The sequence below is a fragment of the Streptomyces sp. NPDC025793 genome, from assembly GCF_055558375.1.
On record NZ_JBVHMR010000013.1, the window covers coordinates 1 to 15793 of the forward strand.

Annotated in this window: 16 protein-coding genes and 1 pseudogene; 8 read left to right on the forward strand and 9 right to left on the reverse strand. The window is 73.2% G+C overall.

Annotation, left to right across the window (positions count from 1 at the left end; translation table 11 throughout):
• The first annotated feature begins 273 nt into the window (after positions 1–273).
• Positions 274–1317, forward strand: coding sequence for an NUDIX hydrolase (locus tag ACZ4MF_RS24010; protein ID WP_467493971.1), 1044 nt, complete (start codon positions 274–276; stop codon positions 1315–1317).
• Between the two features lie 18 nt (positions 1318–1335).
• Here the strand turns inward: ACZ4MF_RS24010 and ACZ4MF_RS24015 are convergent, their stop codons facing one another.
• Together ACZ4MF_RS24015 and ACZ4MF_RS24020 are read right to left on the reverse strand one after the other, a co-directional pair.
• Entirely contained in the window at positions 1336–2040 is a 705-nt protein-coding gene (locus ACZ4MF_RS24015; protein WP_467493972.1) for an MBL fold metallo-hydrolase, read from the reverse strand.
• Between the two features lie 83 nt (positions 2041–2123).
• Complete coding sequence (locus ACZ4MF_RS24020; RefSeq protein WP_467493973.1) at positions 2124–3476, reverse strand: M20/M25/M40 family metallo-hydrolase; 1353 nt, start codon at positions 3474–3476, stop codon at positions 2124–2126.
• Between the two features lie 131 nt (positions 3477–3607).
• Here ACZ4MF_RS24020 and ACZ4MF_RS24025 point away from each other — a divergent pair, with 131 nt between their 5' ends.
• On the forward strand, positions 3608–4849 hold the full coding sequence (locus ACZ4MF_RS24025; RefSeq protein WP_467493974.1) for a geranylgeranyl reductase family protein: 1242 nt from the start codon (positions 3608–3610) through the stop codon (positions 4847–4849).
• Here ACZ4MF_RS24025 and ACZ4MF_RS24030 read toward each other — a convergent pair.
• Positions 4839–5288, reverse strand: a complete 450-nt coding sequence (locus ACZ4MF_RS24030) for a nitroreductase family deazaflavin-dependent oxidoreductase (RefSeq protein ID WP_467493975.1) — start codon at positions 5286–5288, stop codon at positions 4839–4841. The two genes, ACZ4MF_RS24025 and ACZ4MF_RS24030, sit on opposite strands and share 11 nt — an antisense overlap.
• 127 nt (positions 5289–5415) lie before the next feature.
• On the opposite strand from ACZ4MF_RS24030, the gene ACZ4MF_RS24035 reads away from it, so the two are divergent.
• From ACZ4MF_RS24035 to ACZ4MF_RS24045, 3 genes are all read left to right on the forward strand, one after another.
• Positions 5416–6102 (forward strand): TetR/AcrR family transcriptional regulator, encoded by a 687-nt coding sequence (locus tag ACZ4MF_RS24035; protein WP_467493976.1) that lies wholly within the window; start codon positions 5416–5418, stop codon positions 6100–6102.
• Positions 6103–6205: 103 nt separating this feature from the next.
• Positions 6206–7444, forward strand: a complete 1239-nt coding sequence (locus tag ACZ4MF_RS24040; protein ID WP_467493977.1) for a sensor histidine kinase — start codon at positions 6206–6208, stop codon at positions 7442–7444.
• Positions 7441–8106 (forward strand): response regulator, encoded by a 666-nt coding sequence (locus tag ACZ4MF_RS24045; protein ID WP_467493978.1) that lies wholly within the window; start codon positions 7441–7443, stop codon positions 8104–8106. The genes ACZ4MF_RS24040 and ACZ4MF_RS24045 overlap by 4 nt, the downstream gene beginning before the upstream one ends.
• On the opposite strand, the gene ACZ4MF_RS24050 is transcribed toward ACZ4MF_RS24045, so the two are convergent.
• From ACZ4MF_RS24050 to ACZ4MF_RS24060, 3 genes and pseudogenes are all read right to left on the reverse strand, one after another.
• Complete coding sequence (locus tag ACZ4MF_RS24050) at positions 8067–8351, reverse strand: DUF6332 family protein (protein ID WP_467493979.1); 285 nt, start codon at positions 8349–8351, stop codon at positions 8067–8069. The genes ACZ4MF_RS24045 and ACZ4MF_RS24050 overlap by 40 nt on opposite strands.
• A 62-nt stretch (positions 8352–8413) precedes the next feature.
• A pseudogene (locus ACZ4MF_RS24055) lies at positions 8414–8710 on the reverse strand (leucine zipper domain-containing protein); the annotation flags it as partial.
• Positions 8711–8812: 102 nt separating this feature from the next.
• Positions 8813–10309 carry an MFS transporter gene (locus ACZ4MF_RS24060; protein WP_467493980.1) on the reverse strand — a complete coding sequence of 499 codons (1497 nt, stop codon included), beginning with the start codon at positions 10307–10309 and terminating at the stop codon, positions 8813–8815.
• 85 nt (positions 10310–10394) lie between these two features.
• Between ACZ4MF_RS24060 and ACZ4MF_RS24065 the strand changes: the two genes are divergently transcribed.
• Complete coding sequence (locus tag ACZ4MF_RS24065; RefSeq protein ID WP_467493981.1) at positions 10395–10793, forward strand: MarR family winged helix-turn-helix transcriptional regulator; 399 nt, start codon at positions 10395–10397, stop codon at positions 10791–10793.
• A 34-nt stretch (positions 10794–10827) separates the two neighbouring features.
• Here ACZ4MF_RS24065 and ACZ4MF_RS24070 read toward each other — a convergent pair whose 3' ends face one another.
• Both ACZ4MF_RS24070 and ACZ4MF_RS24075 read right to left on the reverse strand, forming a co-directional pair.
• On the reverse strand, positions 10828–11604 hold the full coding sequence (locus tag ACZ4MF_RS24070; RefSeq protein ID WP_467493982.1) for a maleylpyruvate isomerase family mycothiol-dependent enzyme: 777 nt from the start codon (positions 11602–11604) through the stop codon (positions 10828–10830).
• Between the two features lie 73 nt (positions 11605–11677).
• Positions 11678–12856, reverse strand: a complete 1179-nt coding sequence (locus ACZ4MF_RS24075; RefSeq protein ID WP_467493983.1) for an MFS transporter — start codon at positions 12854–12856, stop codon at positions 11678–11680.
• Positions 12857–13273: 417 nt separating this feature from the next.
• Between ACZ4MF_RS24075 and ACZ4MF_RS24080 the strand changes: the two genes are divergently transcribed.
• The gene (locus ACZ4MF_RS24080) at positions 13274–13669 is read left to right on the forward strand and encodes a luciferase domain-containing protein (protein WP_467493984.1); all 396 of its coding nucleotides are present in this window, start codon (positions 13274–13276) and stop codon (positions 13667–13669) included.
• Positions 13670–13992: 323 nt separating this feature from the next.
• Here the strand turns inward: ACZ4MF_RS24080 and ACZ4MF_RS24085 are convergent, their stop codons facing one another.
• The gene (locus ACZ4MF_RS24085; protein WP_467493985.1) at positions 13993–14772 is read right to left on the reverse strand and encodes a DeoR/GlpR family DNA-binding transcription regulator; all 780 of its coding nucleotides are present in this window, start codon (positions 14770–14772) and stop codon (positions 13993–13995) included.
• 123 nt (positions 14773–14895) lie between these two features.
• Here ACZ4MF_RS24085 and ACZ4MF_RS24090 point away from each other — a divergent pair, with 123 nt between their 5' ends.
• The gene (locus ACZ4MF_RS24090; protein WP_467493986.1) at positions 14896–15777 is read left to right on the forward strand and encodes an SIS domain-containing protein; all 882 of its coding nucleotides are present in this window, start codon (positions 14896–14898) and stop codon (positions 15775–15777) included.
• Positions 15778–15793 lie beyond the last annotated feature (16 nt).

Here is a 15793-nt window from a genome sequence, read left to right on the forward strand (position 1 = left end):
CCCCCCCCCCCCCCCGCCCGCCCCCCCCCCCCCCCCCCGCCCGTAGGCGCGCGCCCCGCCCTCTGTCTGGGCCCCCTTGTTGGGGGGGTGGGCCGCCGCCCCGGCGCTCCCCCCCCCCCCCCACCCCCTGGCTTCGGCGCTCTCCGCGCGCATGCCGGTGTTCCCGCCGCAGGGGGCACCGGCACTCCTGTGCGGGCGCCCTCACCGGGGCGGGGTTTCCGTGGCAGGGTGTTGCGGGCAAGCCACAGGGGGCCAACAGAAGAGGGGGAGTCCGTGACCGTCGTCTGGATCAACGGCGCGTTCGGTGCGGGGAAGACCACCGCCGCACGGGAACTGATCGAGCTGATCCCGAACAGCACGCTCTTCGACCCCGAGGTCGTCGGCGGGTCGCTCACGCACCTCCTGCCGCCCAAGCGCCTCGCCGAGGTCGGCGACATCCAGGACCTGCCGATCTGGCGCCGGCTGGTCGTCGACACGGCCGCCGCGATGCTGGCCGAGCTGGGCGGGACCCTCGTGGTGCCCATGACCCTGCTCCGCCAGGAGTACCGCGACGAGATCTTCGGCGGCCTCGCCACCCGCAGGATCCCCGTGCACCATCTGCTCCTCGCCCCGGCCGAAACGATCCTGCGCGAGCGGATGGCCGGCCGGGAGATCCCGCCCGACCTGCCCGACGGCGAGATACGGATACGGCAGTGGTCGTACGACCACATCGAGCCCTACCGCGCCGCCCTCGCCTCCTGGCTCACCGCCGACGCCCACCTCGTGGACACCGGCGACCTCACCCCGCATGAGACCGCCGTCCGCATCGCCGACGCCGTCTCCGGCGGGACCGTACCCCCCTGCGACATCGTGCAGACCCCCGAGCCGACCGCCGAGACGCTCGCCGCCGGGGTGCTGCTCTTTGACGAACACGACCGGGTGCTGCTCGTCGACCCGACCTACAAGCCCGGCTGGGAGTTCCCCGGCGGGGTGGTCGAGCGGGGTGAGGCGCCCGCCCGCGCCGGGATGCGGGAGGTCGCCGAGGAGACCGGGATAGAGCTGCGGGAGGTGCCCCGGCTGCTCGTCGTGGACTGGGAGCGGCCCGCGCCGCCCGGCTTCGGCGGGCTGCGGCTGCTGTTCGACGGCGGCAGACTGGAGCCCGCCGAGGCGTCCCGGGTGCTGCTGCCGGGCCCGGAGCTGCGCGCCTGGCGCTTCGCCGGCGAGCAGGAGGCCGCAGGGATGCTCCCGCCGGTCCGCTATGAGCGGCTGCGCTGGGCGCTGCGGGCCCGTGAGCGGGGCACCGCCCTGTATCTGGAGGGCGGGGTGCCGGTCGGCTGATCCCCGGTGGTCCGGTGTTCAGGCGGTGGCTGCCACCTCGCACAGCGCCGCCGCCGCACCCGTCAGCACCGGGTCGCCGTGCCCGAAGCACGCCACCTCCGCGTCCAGCTCCGCCAACCGCCGCAGAGAGGCGAAAAGTTGCGGGCGGTCGAGGTTGAACACCCCTGGGATCACCGAGCCGTCGGCCGGTGACGCGGCCACCGTGTCCCCGGTGAACAGCACGCCCTCGGTGGGCAGGAACAGCGCGATGCTGCCGTCCGTGTGCCCGGGGACATGGAGCACGCGTGCCCCGCCGCCGAAGTCGAGCACCTCGCCGTCGGACACGTCGGTGACCGAGGAGGGCGGCACCGGCGTCCCCTGCGGCAGTCGCCTGCTCACTTCCAGGCGGATCGGCAGCTCCCAGTCCTCGAACCGGGGCCGCGGGCCGGGGAGTTCCCCGCGGACGACCGGGGCGTCGAGGCGGTGCGCCAGCACCTCGGCGCCGCTCAGCGCGGCGAACTCGCCCGCCCCGCCCACGTGGTCCTCGTGGAAATGGGTCAGCACGATCCGCCGTACGTCCGAGGGCGCGTGCCCCAGCGCCGTGATCGCGTCGGCGATCGCCGGGCCGGCACCGATCGTGCCCGCGTCGACGAGCGTCAACTCGTCGTCGTCGCGCCAGAGATAGGCCTGGCCGACGGGGAAGCGCAGCAGGTGCAGCCGGGGGAGCAGTTCGATGACGTCCATGCCCCGACCGTAGGCAGCGCCCCCGCCCACAGGCGAGGGCGCTCTGCCGCCGGCAGAAGCGGCGGACGGGAGACCCGGAGGGGTCAGCCGGCGTAGTTGCGCAGGAACAGTGCCTCGGCGACCGACAGGCGCTCCAGCTCCTCGGGGGAGACGCTCTCGTTGACCGCGTGGATCTGCGCCTCCGGCTCGCTGAGACCGATGAGCAGGATCTCGGCCCGCGGGTAGAGCCCGGCGAGGGTGTTGCACAGCGGGATGGAGCCGCCCTGTCCGGCGTACTGCATGGTCTCGCCGGGGTAGGCCGCGGCCATCGCGTCGGCCATGGCCCGGTAGGCCGGGCTGGTGGGGTCGGCGCGGAAGGGCTGGCCCTGGCCGATGTGCTCGGTGCTGACCCGGGCGCCCCACGGGGTGTGCGCCTCGATGTGCGCCTGGAGCAGCTTGGTCGCCTCGGCGGCGTCCACGCCCGGCGGTACCCGCAGGCTGATCAGGGCCCGGGCCGTGGACTGCACCGAGGGGGTCGCGCCGACGACCGGCGGGCAGTCGATGCCGAGGACGCTGACCGCGGGGCGGGCCCACAGGCGGTCGGCGACGGCGCCGCCGCCGGTCAGTTCGACACCGTCGAGCACCCGGGCGTCGGAGCGGAACTGCTCCTCGGTGTACTCCAGGCCGTCCCACGTGGCCGAGGCGTCGAGACCGTCGACGGTGGTCGAGCCGTCCGCGGCGCGCAGCGAGTCCAGGACCCGGATGAGCGCGGCCAGCGCGTCCGGGGCGGCACCGCCGAACTGGCCCGAGTGCAGGTTGCCCTCCAGGGTGTCGATCTGCACCCGGAGCAGGGTCATCCCGCGCAGGATGGTGGTCACGGTGGGCAGGCCGGCCCGGAAGTTGCCCGCGTCGCCGATCACGATCGTGTCGGCCGCGAGCAGCTCGGGGTGCTGCTCGGCGTAGCGCTCCAGGCCGCCGGTGCCCTGCTCCTCCGAGCCCTCGACGATCATCTTCACGTTCACCGGGACGCCGCCGTTCGCCTTCAGGGCGCGCAGCGCGAGCAGGTGCATGATGAAGCCGCCCTTGCAGTCGGCGCTCCCGCGGCCGTACCAGCGGCCGTCACGCTCGGTCAGCTCGAACGGCGGGGTGGTCCAGCCGGCCTCGTCCAGCGGCGGCTGCACGTCGTAGTGGGCGTAGAGCAGAACCGTTTTCGCACCCTCGGGGCCCGGCAGGTAGCCGTAGACCGACTGGGTGCCGTCCGGGGTGTCCAGCAGGGCCACGTCGACGAAGCCCTCGGCGGTGAGCGCCTCGGTGATCCAGCGCGCGGCGGCCTCGCTCTCGCTCTTCGGGAACTGCGCGAAGTCGGCCACCGACCGGAAGGCGACGAGCTCGGTCAGCTCCGCCTTCGCCCGGGGCATCAGCGAGGCGACGGTCTCGGCGACCGGATTCGACGACATGGGCACGCTCCTCGTGGGTGCGACGTTGAACGGGGTGAGTACCCCGATACTCCCACAGTGGCCTGCGGCGACGACCGCCGTAGGATGCGGGGGACACTACGGCAGCGGCTGGATCGGAGCAGTAGACCATCGTGAGCGGCGAGAACTCTTCGGCGGACGACGTGCAGCAGGTGTGGGACGTCGTCGTGGTGGGCGCGGGACCCGCGGGGGCCTCGGCCGCCTATGCGGCCGCGGTCGCCGGACGGCGCGTGCTGTTGCTGGAGAAAGCCGAGTTGCCGCGCTACAAAACCTGTGGCGGCGGCATCATCGGCCCCTCGCGCGACGCCCTGCCCCCGGGCTTCGAGCTGCCCTTCCGCGACCGGGTGCACGCGGTCACGTTCTCCCACAACGGCCGTTTCGCCCGCACCCGCCGCTCCAAGCAGATGCTGTTCGGCCTGATCAACCGCCCCGAGTTCGACCAGCAGCTGGTCGAGCACGCCCAGAAGGCGGGCGCCGAGCTGCGTACGGGCGTCACGGTGCAGCGCGTGGAGCAGCACGGCTCGGCGGTCCCCGACCGGCGCACGGTCGCCGTCCTGCTCCAGGGCGGCGAGACGGTGCTGGCCCGCGCGGTCGTCGGCGCCGACGGCAGCGCCAGCCGGATAGGGGCCCATGTCGGGGTGAAGCCGGCCCAGGTGGACCTCGGCCTGGAGGCGGAGATCCCGGTCCCGGAGTCCGTCGCCGAGGACTGGAAGGGCCGGGTCCTCATCGACTGGGGCCCGATGCCGGGCAGTTACGGCTGGGTGTTCCCGAAGGGCGACACCCTGACGGTCGGCGTGATCTCCGCGCGCGGCGAAGGCGCCGCCACGAAGCGGTACTTGGAGGACTTCATCGCCCGGCTCGGCCTGGCCGGCTTCGAGCCGTCCATCTCCTCCGGGCATCTGACCCGCTGCCGCGCGGACGACTCGCCGTTGTCCCGGGGGCGGGTGCTGGTCTGCGGTGACGCGGCCGGTCTGCTGGAGCCGTGGACGCGCGAGGGCATCTCCTTCGCGCTGCGCTCGGGCCGGCTCGCGGGGGAGTGGGCGGTGCGCATCGCCGAGGCGCACGACGCGGTCGACACCCGCCGCCAGGCCCTGAACTACGCGTTCGCGGTCAAGGCCGGACTCGGCGTCGAGATGAGCGTCGGCAAGCGGTTGCTGACCGCGTTCGAGAAGCGTCCCGGCCTCTTCCACGCGGCCCTCACCGGATTCCGCCCCGCCTGGCGGGCGTTCCGGGAGATCACCCAGGGCAAGACCTCGGTCGCCGAGATCGTCCGCTCCCGCCCGCTCGCCCAGCGCGCCCTGACCGCGCTGGACCGGGAACAGAGCGCCCCGGCGGAGGATCCGGTCAGTTCGTGACGGTGATCCGGAAGACGGGGTGGTCGGGGGCGATACGGCGCAGGTCCTCGTCCGGGGAGTCGGGGCCGACGCCGTCGAAGAAGACTCCGACCTCCGCCTTCCAGCGCTTGAGGTAGGCGCGCAGCAGCGGGACCTTGTCGTCGTCGGCGACCTCGGCGGCGGTGAAGACGTCCACGCTGCTGCCGAGCCGCAGTTCGCCCCCGCCGACCGCCCGCATGTTGCGGGTCCACTGGACATGGCCGCGCGGGGCGACCAGGTACTGCTGCCCGTCGACCGTCAGCAGGTTCACCGGAGTCGTACGCCACTGCCCGCTCTTGCGTCCGCGCACCGCGAGGACCCGGGAACCCCAGATGCTGATGCCGCGCCCGGTGAGCCAGGCCACCGTCCGGTTGAAGACGTTGACGGTGAACCAGCCCGGCTTCTTGACGTGTGACGACATGGTGACCCCCACGGTTTGGGAGAGCGGTGCTCTCGGTTGGCTCCAGTGTGGGGGAGGTCGGCACGAGAATGCAAGAGCGCTGCTCTCTTTTGTGTGCACTGCTCTCTCTCGTGGCAGACTGGAGGGTATGAGCACCCCACAGGGCGCCCGCGCACGGGCCAGGACGGAAGTCACCGCCGCCATCAAGGAAGCGGCCTGCAGACAGCTGGCGGACGAGGGCGCGGCGAAGCTCTCACTGCGGGCCGTCGCGCGCGAACTCGGCATGGTCTCCTCGGCCCTGTACCGGTACTTCCCCAGCCGCGACGAGCTGCTGACCGCCCTGATCATCGACGCCTACGACTCCCTCGGCGAGCGTGCGGAGCGGGCGCACGACGCGGCGCGCGGTGCCGCGCCCGTGGCCCGCTGGACCGCCGTGTGCGAGGCGGTGCGGGGCTGGGCGCTCGCGCATCCGCACGAGTACGCGCTGATCTACGGCTCGCCCGTGCCCGGCTACGCCGCCCCCGAGACCACCGTCCCGGCCGCCTCCCGCGTGGGTCTCGTTCTCATCGACATCATCCGCGCCGCGCACGAGGGCCCCGGTCTCGCCGACCTGCCCCTGCCCGCCACCCTGCGCCCCGAGGCCGAGCGCATGGCCGCCGACCTCGCCCCCGACCTGCCCCCCGAGGTCGCCGTGGCGATGGTGGCGGCCTGGGCCCAGCTGTTCGGGCTGGTGAGCTTCGAGCTGTTCGGCCAGTTCCACAAGGTGGTCGAGGACCGGGAGAGCTTCTTCCGGCACACGGTCACGCAGCTGGCACACGGGGTCGGGCTGCGGTAGGGGCGAGGTCCCCCGTGGTGGGCGTCGTACTCCCCGGGGAGTACGAGTGATCACCTCGCCCGGCGGACGTCCGGCGCCGCCGCCGGCGTCTAGCGTGGCGGGCATGGAAGAGCAGCGCGCCCCCTCGCCGCGGTGGCGGTACGGGCCCCCGTGGTCGCGGTACGGACCTGCCTGGCGCGACGGCCCGGACGACACGGAGCCGCACCGGGGGCGGGCCTGGCCCTGGCGCTCGACGACGCTGTTCACCGTGTTCGTGCTGGTCGGCAGCAACTTCGCCGGGCACGGCCAGCCGCACCGGGTGCCGCTCGATCTCTACGCGCGCGTGCTGCTGCTCGCCGCCTCGCTCCTGCTGCTGTGGCGCCACCGCCACCCGGTGGCCGTGGTGTTCGGCACGGCGGCGGTGACCCTCGGCTACCTGGCCACGGGCTACCCCTACGGACCGGTCTGTCTGACGGTCGCGGTGGCCTGCTTCAGCGCGGTCGTGGCCGGGCACCGGCGGGCCGCCTGGGCGGCCGTGGGACTGCTGTGGGCCGGGCACGCCCTGGTCGCGCTCTGGCTGTACCGCTGGCTGCCGCCCCCGGGGGACAAGGGCGCGGGCGTCATCCAGGAGATCGGCCTCGCCGCCTGGGTGCTGGCGGTCTTCGCCGTGGCCGAACTGGCCCGGGTGCGGCGCGAACAGTGGGCCCGGGAGCGGGCGGACCGCGCGCAGGCGGCCCGGCGGCGCGCCGACGAGGAACGGCTGCGGATCGCCCGCGAACTGCACGACGTCCTCGCGCACAGCATCTCCGTCATCAACGTCCAGGCCGGGATGGGCCTCGCGCTGCTCGACAGCGACCCCGAGCAGGCGCGGACCGCGCTCACCACCATCAAGGCCGCCAGCAAGGAGGCCCTCGGCGAGGTGCGCCAGGTGCTCGACACCCTGCGCGCCCCCGGCGCCGCCCCGCGCACGCCCGCCCCGGGCCTGGACCGGCTGCCGGAACTGGTGGAACAGGCGGCCGCCGCCGGGCTGACCGTCGAGGTCGAGGGCGTGCTGCCGCAGCTGCCGGCGGGGGCCGACCTGGCCGCGTTCCGCATCGTCCAGGAGGCGCTGACCAACGTCGTACGGCACTCCGGATCGCGGCACGCGCGCGTGGCGTTCGCCCATGACGGCGACGCGCTGCGGCTGCGCGTCGACGACGACGGACCCGCGACCGGCGCCGACGCCGGGGGCAGCGGGAACGGGCTGGCCGGCATGCGGGAGCGGGCGGCCGCGCTCGGTGGCACCATCGAGGCGGGCCCGCGCCCCGACGGCGGCTTCCGGGTGCTCGCCGTACTGCCGTCGCATCTCAGGGAGGACCAGTGATCCGGGTACTGCTCGCCGACGACCAGTCGCTCGTGCGGGCCGGTTTCAGAGCGCTGCTCGACGCGCAGCCGGACATCGAGGTGGCCGGCGAGGCGGCCGACGGCGAGGCGGCGCTGCGCCTGGTGCGCGAACGGGCGCCGGACGTCGTCCTCATGGACATCCGCATGCCCCGGCTCGACGGCCTGGCCGCGACCCGGCGCATCACGGACGACGCGGATCTGGCGGACGTCAAGGTGGTCATGCTCACCACCTTCGAGCTCGACGAGTACGTCTTCGAGGCCATCCGCTGCGGTGCCTCCGGCTTCCTGGTGAAGGACACCGAACCGGACGAACTCGTGCGCGCCGTACGGGCGGTGGTCGACGGCGACGCGCTGCTGTCGCCCGGCGTCACCCGGCGCCTGATCGCCGAGTTCGCGGCCCGCTCCAAGGAGCCCGCGGCGGCCGACGCCCTCGCCCGGCTGACCGAGCGGGAGCGGGAGGTGATGGCGCTGGTCGGCATCGGCCTGTCCAACGAGGAGATCGCCCGCCGCCTGGTGGTCAGCCCGCTGACGGCCAAGACCCATGTGAGCCGCGCGATGGTGAAACTGGGCGTCCGCGACCGCGCCCAACTCGTCGTGCTGGCCTACGAGTCGGGGTTGGTGCGACCCGGCTGGCTGGGCTGAGCGCCCCGCCGGAAGCGCACCAGCACGCTCACCACCCGGGCCAGGAAGACCACGGGCGCGACCACGAGACCGGCCCACACCAGCGCCGTCCCCAGCGCTCGGAGCAGAGAGAAGAGCAGCGCCGGCCCCGCGACGGCTCCGAACAGCACCGCGGCCGCGAACCCGGCGCTCACCAGCGCATAGCCGATCTCGACCGTGGCCGCGTCCTGCCGGGCCTTGGTGCGGCGTCCCCCGTGGCTGTCCATCACCTCAGCCTCACAGACGTGCGCCCGGCGGGCAAACCAACTCCCGCCGGGCGCACGTAACGAGGCTTCCCCCTAGGGCCTGCGAGGAAGTCCGGCCCCCGCCGGTGGGTGCGGCGTGCGTCGAGCACCGCGGCCTCGACGTGTTCGGCAGTACGCCTCGGGCAGGTGCGGGGCCGGCTGGATCGGTCGTGCAGGCCGTCCCATCCCTCGGCCCAAAAACGCGCCACCCATCGGTGCGCGCACTGGCGCGACACTCCCAGCTCCTTCGCCACGTGTGCCACCGGACGCAGATCGTGCACGACACGGCGCACCAGAAGGCATCTGCCGTGGAAGGTCAGCCGGGCATTAGCGTGGGTCACCAAGACCTCCGGTTGTCGTGAAGACAGGCATCTCCACTACGCCCGGAGGTCCTCTTTTGATCAACTACCGACGCGAGTCACCAACCTCTTGGCCGAGTACACCTAGTCGCGGACCGCCACGCGCTCCGCTTCCGCCTCCCGCACCGTGGACGTGGACCGGGCGACCACCACGGACGGTCGGCCACGGCGGCCGCGCAGACCGGTGAGCGTGATCAGCAGGCCCGCCAGCGCGATGCCCGTGACGACGAGGAAGCCGGGCCGGTAGCTGTCGAGGACGGCCTGCGGGGTGGCGTGTGCGGGGGCGCCCGCGGTGACCACGGCCGTCACCACCGCCAGGAACAGCGCGCCGCCCACCTGCACCGAGGTGTTGAGCAGACCGGAGACCATGCCCTGCTCATGGTCCTCGACGCCGTTGGTGGCCTGGATGTTGAGCGAGGGGAAGACCAGCGCGCAGGCGGCGCCGATCAGCAGCATCGACGGCAGGACGACCGCCGCGTACACGGGGTCGAGATCGACGCGCAGGAACAGGGCGTACCCGAGCGCCATGAAGGCGAAGCCCAGCGCGATCAGCCGGGGCGTACCGAACCGGTCGACGATCGCGCCGACCTTCGTGGACGACACCGCCACCAGTGCGCCGGCCGGCAGGAACGCGAGCGCCGTGTGCAGCGCGGACCAGCCGAGCAGGGACTGCATGTAGAGCGTCGTCAGGAACTGGAAGCCCACGTAGGAGCCGAAGAAGGCGATGGCGCCGAGCTGGGCGCGCACCTGGCTGCCCGAGCGCAGCACGCCCAGCCGGATCAGCGGGCTCGGCGAACGCCGCTCGACCAGGACGAACGCGGTGAGCAGCACGGCGACGGCGAGGAACGACAGCAGCGTACGGGCCGAGGCCCAGCCGGCCTCGGGGGCCTGGACGACGGTGTAGACCAGCAGCAGCATCGACGCGGTGCCGAGGACGGCGCCCGGGATGTCGTAGCCGGCGTGGTTCTCCTCGCGGGCGCTGCGCGGCAGCAGCCGCAGGCCCGCGGCCAGTGCGAGCAGCGCGATCGGCGCGGGCAGCAGCATGGTGAAGCGCCAGCTGGCCTCGGTGAGCAGGCCGGAGAGCACCAGCCCCATGGAGAACCCGGTGGCGGCGCAGGTGGTGTAGATGGACAGGGCCCGGTTGCGCAGCGGGCCCTCCGGGAACGTCGTGGTGATGATCGACAGTCCGGCCGGCGCGGTGAAGGCCGCGCTGAGGCCCTTGACGAAGCGGCTGGCGATCAGCAGCGGACCGGAGTCCACGAGCCCGCCGAGCAGCGAGGCGAGCGCGAAGACGCCGAGCGCGACGAGGAACACCTGGCGCCGGCCGAGCAGGTCGGCGGTGCGTCCGCCGAGGAGGAGCAGGCCTCCGTAGCCCAGGATGTAGCCGCTGACGATCCATTGCAGCGTCGACGTGGACAGATGCAGGTCGGAGCCGATGGAGGGGAGCGCGACACCGACCATCGACACGTCCAGCGCGTCGAGGAACATCGCCGCGCAGAGCACCAGCAGGGTGCCCCACAGGCGAGGAGTCCAGCGGACGGCCGGGGACGGGGCCGCGGAAGGGGTGAGCGGAGAGGTCATGCCGAAGACAGTACATGCACATGCATCGAATGCAAATGCATTTAATTACGGTGCAACAATCTTGCTTCTCTGCTACGGTGCGCCCATGGCGGCGAACAGGGCCGAGCAGGCACTCGTGGAGCAGTGGCGGGACATCCTGGCCCTGCACGCCCGCACCCAGTGCGAGCTGGACCGGGCGCTGCACGAACACGGCCTGTGCGCCAGCGACTTCGAGGTCCTCGACCTGCTGGCCGAGGGGGTGGCGGCCGACGGCGGCTGCGCCTACCGCGTGCAGGAGATCTCCGAGCGGGTCCACCTCAGTCAGAGCGCCCTGTCCCGGCTGATCGGCCGCCTGGAGAAGGACGGCCTGGTCGACCGTGCGATGTGTGCAGAGGACCGGCGCGGGGTCCGGGTGGCCCTGACGGGCAAGGGGCGCGCGCTGTACGGCGAGGTGCGGCCCGTGCAGCGCGCGGTGCTGGCGCGGATGCTGACCTGCGCCGACTGAAAGAGGGTCAGGGGGCGGAGGGGCTGGCAGGGTGTCAGATGCCGCCCTTCTCCCGCCACAGCTCGGCCAGCGAGTGATCGCCGCGCACGCTCGGCACCGGCCTGCGGTTCCACAGCGCCAGGTACAACTCTTCGGCGGGCCCGAACAGTTCGGCCTCGGCCTCGCCGGTCTCGTCATCTGTGCCGGCCGTGTTCCGCACGGTCACCGCCGGCTCGGCCGACAGTCGTACGGTCCACACGGCGTCCGCCCCTTGCACCCCTTCCGCTCCTGCGTGCAGCGCGCGCACCCGCAGGACGCGCGGCTCCTCCGTGCGCAGTCGGCTCCGGGAGCGGGCGTGGAAGCCGCGCAGCAGTTCGTCGATGCCGTCGACCGCGAAGTCCGGGGCGATCGGGGCGGCCGTACCGCCGCGCGCCGCCTCCGCGTCGTACCGGTGGACGGTCGTCTCGTGTGCCTGCCGGCGGGTCCAGAACGCCAGCGGTGAGGGGCTGGGCGCCGGAAGGAACGTCCAGCACTCCAGGTCGGAGGGTGCGGCGGCCAGGGCGTCGACCAGCAGGCGGTGACTGTCCCGGTACCAGGCCACCAGCTCGGCGCCGTCCAGCTCCGGCGGGTCGCCGAAGGGGCGCCGTGCGGTGCCCCCTTCGGTGATGTAGCCGGCGGCCCAGCGGTGCACGGCGCCGGTGTGCCGCAGCAGGTCGCGCACCTGCCACTCCGGGCAGGTGGGCACCTTGGCGTCGGTCCCCGCGGCGTCGGCGGCCGCCGCGAGCAGTCGGCCCTCGCGGTCCAGGGTCTGAAGGAAGTCGGCAGTCTCCATGGGGCGAGTGTGCCGGATGGAGTCCGCTCGAAGGCCCGCCTTTTCCGCTCCACCGCCGCGTGCCCGAGGTCCGTCAGCGCCCCATGGTCCGCCGCGTCGTGACCCCGATGAACGCGGCGACGGCGGCCAGCGCCGCCACGCTCGTGAGCGCGGTCGGCAGGGAGAACCAGTCGGCCATGAAGCCGATCGAGGGCGGCCCGAGGAGCATGCCGCCGTAGCCCAGCGTCGAGGCGACGGCGACCCCGGACGGGCCGGCCAGCGCGCCCGCCCGCTCCACGGCGACCGGGAAGAGGTTGGCGAGCCCGAGCCCGGTGACGGCGAAGCCGATCAGCGCCGCCCACACGGACGGCGCGAGGGAGCCGAGCAGCATGCCCGCCGCCGCGACGGCGCCTCCGGCGATCACGGTGCGCGCGCGGCCGAGGCGTTCCAGGAGCGTGGTCCCGGTCGCCCGGCCGATGGTCATGGCCAGCGCGAAACACGAGTACCCGGCCGCCGCCACACCCGACGAGGCCGCCAGGTCCTGCTGGAGATGGAGCGCGCCCCAGTCGGCCATGGCGCCCTCGCCGTAGGCCGTGCAGAGCGCGACCAGCCCGAAGACGAGGACCAGCCCGCGGTGACCACCGCGTCGCGGGCCGCCGGTCCGCGGTTTCTGGTGCGGCGAGGGGCGGGTCCGGGCCGGCGCGGGTGGCTCCTGCCGCAGCAGGGTGCGCCCGGCGAGGGCGGTGACGAGCAGCCCCGCGACGGTGAGGCCGAGCAGATGCCGGGTGGGGGTGAGCGCACCGGCGACCAGTCCGCCGACGCCCGCGCCGATCATGCCGCCGAGGCTGAACGCGGCATGGAACGTGGGCATGATCGGCCGCCGCAGTGCGGCCACCAGATCGACGGCGGCGCTGTTGAAGGCCACGTTGATCCCGCCGTAGGCGGCGCCGAAGACCAGCAGTACGGCGCCGAGCGCGGGCGCGGAGTGGGTGAGCGGGGGCAGGGCGACGCTGAGGGAGAGCAGAACGGCGCAGACCACGGTGACCGGATGGCTGCCGTAGCGCCGGCACAGGCGCCCGGTGAGGGTCATCGTGATCACCGCACCGGCGGAGACGCCGAGGAGCGCCAGGCCCAGATCACTGGCCGAGGCGTGGGTCTGCTCCTTGATGTCGGGAATCCGGACGACCCACCCGGCGAAGATGAAGCCGTCCAGGGCGAAGAAGGCGGTCAGGGCGATCCGCAGCCGGGTGAGATCGGTACTGCTGCCCGGCACGACGTTGTGCGATCGGGTTTTGTTTATTTGCGGCACAAACTCAGATTAGGGGGAGGCCGAGGGGAGGTGCAAGGTCTTTCCAGGGTGCTCGCGTGTACGGACGGGCCAAGAGTGTTCACATCGCGAGACAACCGGAAACGCGTCAGCGCTCGCCTCGGCGACGAGCGCCTCTCCATGCCGTACGGGCCGCCCTCGGCCGCGTGCGACCGGCTCCGGCCTGTCCGTGGCGGGAACGATGTGTCCTTGAGCTGCGCCTACTTGTGCGCGTTGATGCCGGCCGTGCCGTCAACCCCGCGCACCGTGTGCCTCGTTCGGGGTGGCCGGAGTCTTTCCGTGCGCGGTCCTCCGGTGGATACAGGTCGGTTAATGCTTGCTCACAAGCTGGTTGCCGAGGGGTGAGCGGTCCATGATGGCCCCATGACGTTGGCCTCGCGCGCGCTCGCGCAACTGGCGACCTGGCCCGACCTGAGCCAGGCGATCCCGAGCTGCGGCCTGGGAGGGGCGGTGAGTTCGGCCCACGGCGAGATCGCCCACTTCCACTCGGACCGCGATGTCGATCTACGGCTGACCGACCGGGCCATCCGGCGCTTCGCCAAGGACCTGAGGGACTCGGGGGCGATCAGGATCGTGCCCGGCTCTCAGTGGGTGACCCTGCGCCTCGACGCCGCGAGCGACGTCGACCTGCTGCTCACCCTGGTGAGCGTGGCCCTCCAGGCCCAGCAGGCCTGGCCCGACCCGGCCGACCGGCCGCAGACCGGGTGCAACGACCAGCGGGGGGCGGGGTTCGTGAAGGCCGACCTGGGGCGGTTCTGAGGCGGTCGGCACGGAAAGCGGACCTCGGCGCGGAAGGGGCTGGATCCGAGGCCCCCGGGTCCGAAGTGGCCGGATCCGGTGTGGGCGGAGCCGGATCCGTGGGTGGCGCGCGCCGCTTCTGTGCGGGCCTGCGCGGTGCCCGGGCTCGGTGTGGGTCGATGTGTCGTGGGTGAGGGTTCTGCGCCGGCCGGTGTGCCGGGTGGGTCCGGTGTGGGCCGGTGTCGTGCCCGGGGGGTGCGCACCGGCCGCCGTGCCCGGTGGGCTCGGCGCGGGCCGGTCGCGGCCGGGGCCGGCCGTCGCGTCGGCGGGGCTCGGGCCGGGTGTCACACCGCCAGGACCCGGATCCCTGCCTCCTCGAAGAGGCGTACCGTCTCCTGCGGTACCGCCGTGTCCGTCACGAGCGTGTGCACCAGCTCCGCTCCGCAGATCCGGGCGAAGGCGCGCCGGCCCAGCTTGCTGGAGTCGGCGGCGACCACCACCCGCTCGGCGCGCTCGCACAGCAGCCGGTTGATCGCGGCCTCCGCCTCGTCGTGCGCCGCCGCCCCGTGCGTGGCGTCGAAGGCGACGACGCCGAGTACCGCCACGTCGAGCGTGATCTGCCCGAGCACCCCGTCCGCGAGCGGGCCGATGAGCTCGTACGACTGCGGGCGCGCGACCCCGCCCGTCACCACGATCTTGAACTGGGGCCGCACCGCGAGCTCGTTGGCGATGTTGAGCGCGTTGGTGACGACGGTCAGTGCCGGTGAGCCGCTGGACAGGTCGCCGCGCACGGCCAGGGCGCGGGTCACCTCCGTGGTGGTCGTACCGCCCGTGAGCCCCACCGCCTCGCCCGGCGCCAGCAGATCGGCCACGGCCTTGGCGATGCGCTGCTTCTCGGAGGCGCGGCGGGCGGTCTTGTAGCGCAGCGGGAGTTCGTACGACACCCCGTGCACCACCGCTCCGCCCCGGGTGCGCACCAGCATCTGCTGCTCCGCGAGCTGGTCGAAGTCCCGGCGGATCGTCGCCGCCGACACCTCCAGCTCGGCCGCCGCCTCCTCGACCTCCAGCCGGCCGCGCTCCACGAGCAGTTCCAGCAGCGCCTTCCAGCGGGCGTCCCGGGACATCCGCAGCCTCCTTCTCCGTGTTCCCGGTGACCCTAGCGCACGGTCCTCTGCGCGTGGATGCTTGATTGTGCTCGAAAGCCCGCTATATCTTGCAGGAACAATCAGCGAGGGAAGGGTGTGGGCATGACCCATGTCGAGGACGAGCTGAACAGCCAGCCGGAGTGCTGGGCGCGGGCCGCCGAAGGGGCGCAGCGGTACAAGGCCGCGCTGCCGGAGTCCGGGGAGCGGGTCGCGATCGTGGGGTGCGGGACCTCGTACTTCATGGCGCAGGCGGTGGCCGGGCTGCGGGAGGGCGCCGGGCAGGGCGAGACCGACGCGTTCGCCGCCTCCGAGTTCCCGTACGGGCGGTCGTACGACCGGGTCGTCGCCCTCACCCGCTCCGGTACGACGACCGAAGTGCTGGAGCTGCTCGGCGCGCTGCGGGGACGGACGCGGACCACCGCCGTCACCGCCGACCCCGACACCCCCGTCATGTCCGCCGCCGAGGACCTCGTCGTCCTGGACTTCGCCGACGAACGCTCCGTCGTCCAGACCCGGTTCGCCACCACCGCCCTCACCCTCCTCCGCGCCCATCTCGGCCTGCACACCGACTCCGTCGTCGCCGACGCGCGCACGGCTCTCACCACTCCTCTTCCCGAACAACTCGTCGCCTGCACCCAGTTCACCTTCCTCGGCCGCGGCTGGACCGTCGGGCTCGCGAACGAGGCCGGTCTGAAGATGCGCGAGGCCTCCCTGTCCTGGACCGAGGCCTATCCGGCGATGGAGTACCGGCACGGCCCGATCAGCATCACCACCGGGGGCAGGGCCGCGTGGATGCTCGGCGAGGCACCCGACGGGCTCGCCCAACAGGTCGGCGCCACCGGCGGGTTGTGGATCGAGGGCGAACTCGACCCGCTGGCCGAACTCGTCCGGGTCCAGCGGCTCGCGGTCGCCGTGGCCGCCGCACACGGCCTCGACCCCGACCGGCCGCGCCATCTCACCCGCTCGGTGATCCTCGCCCCCTGACGCCCTGACGCCCTGA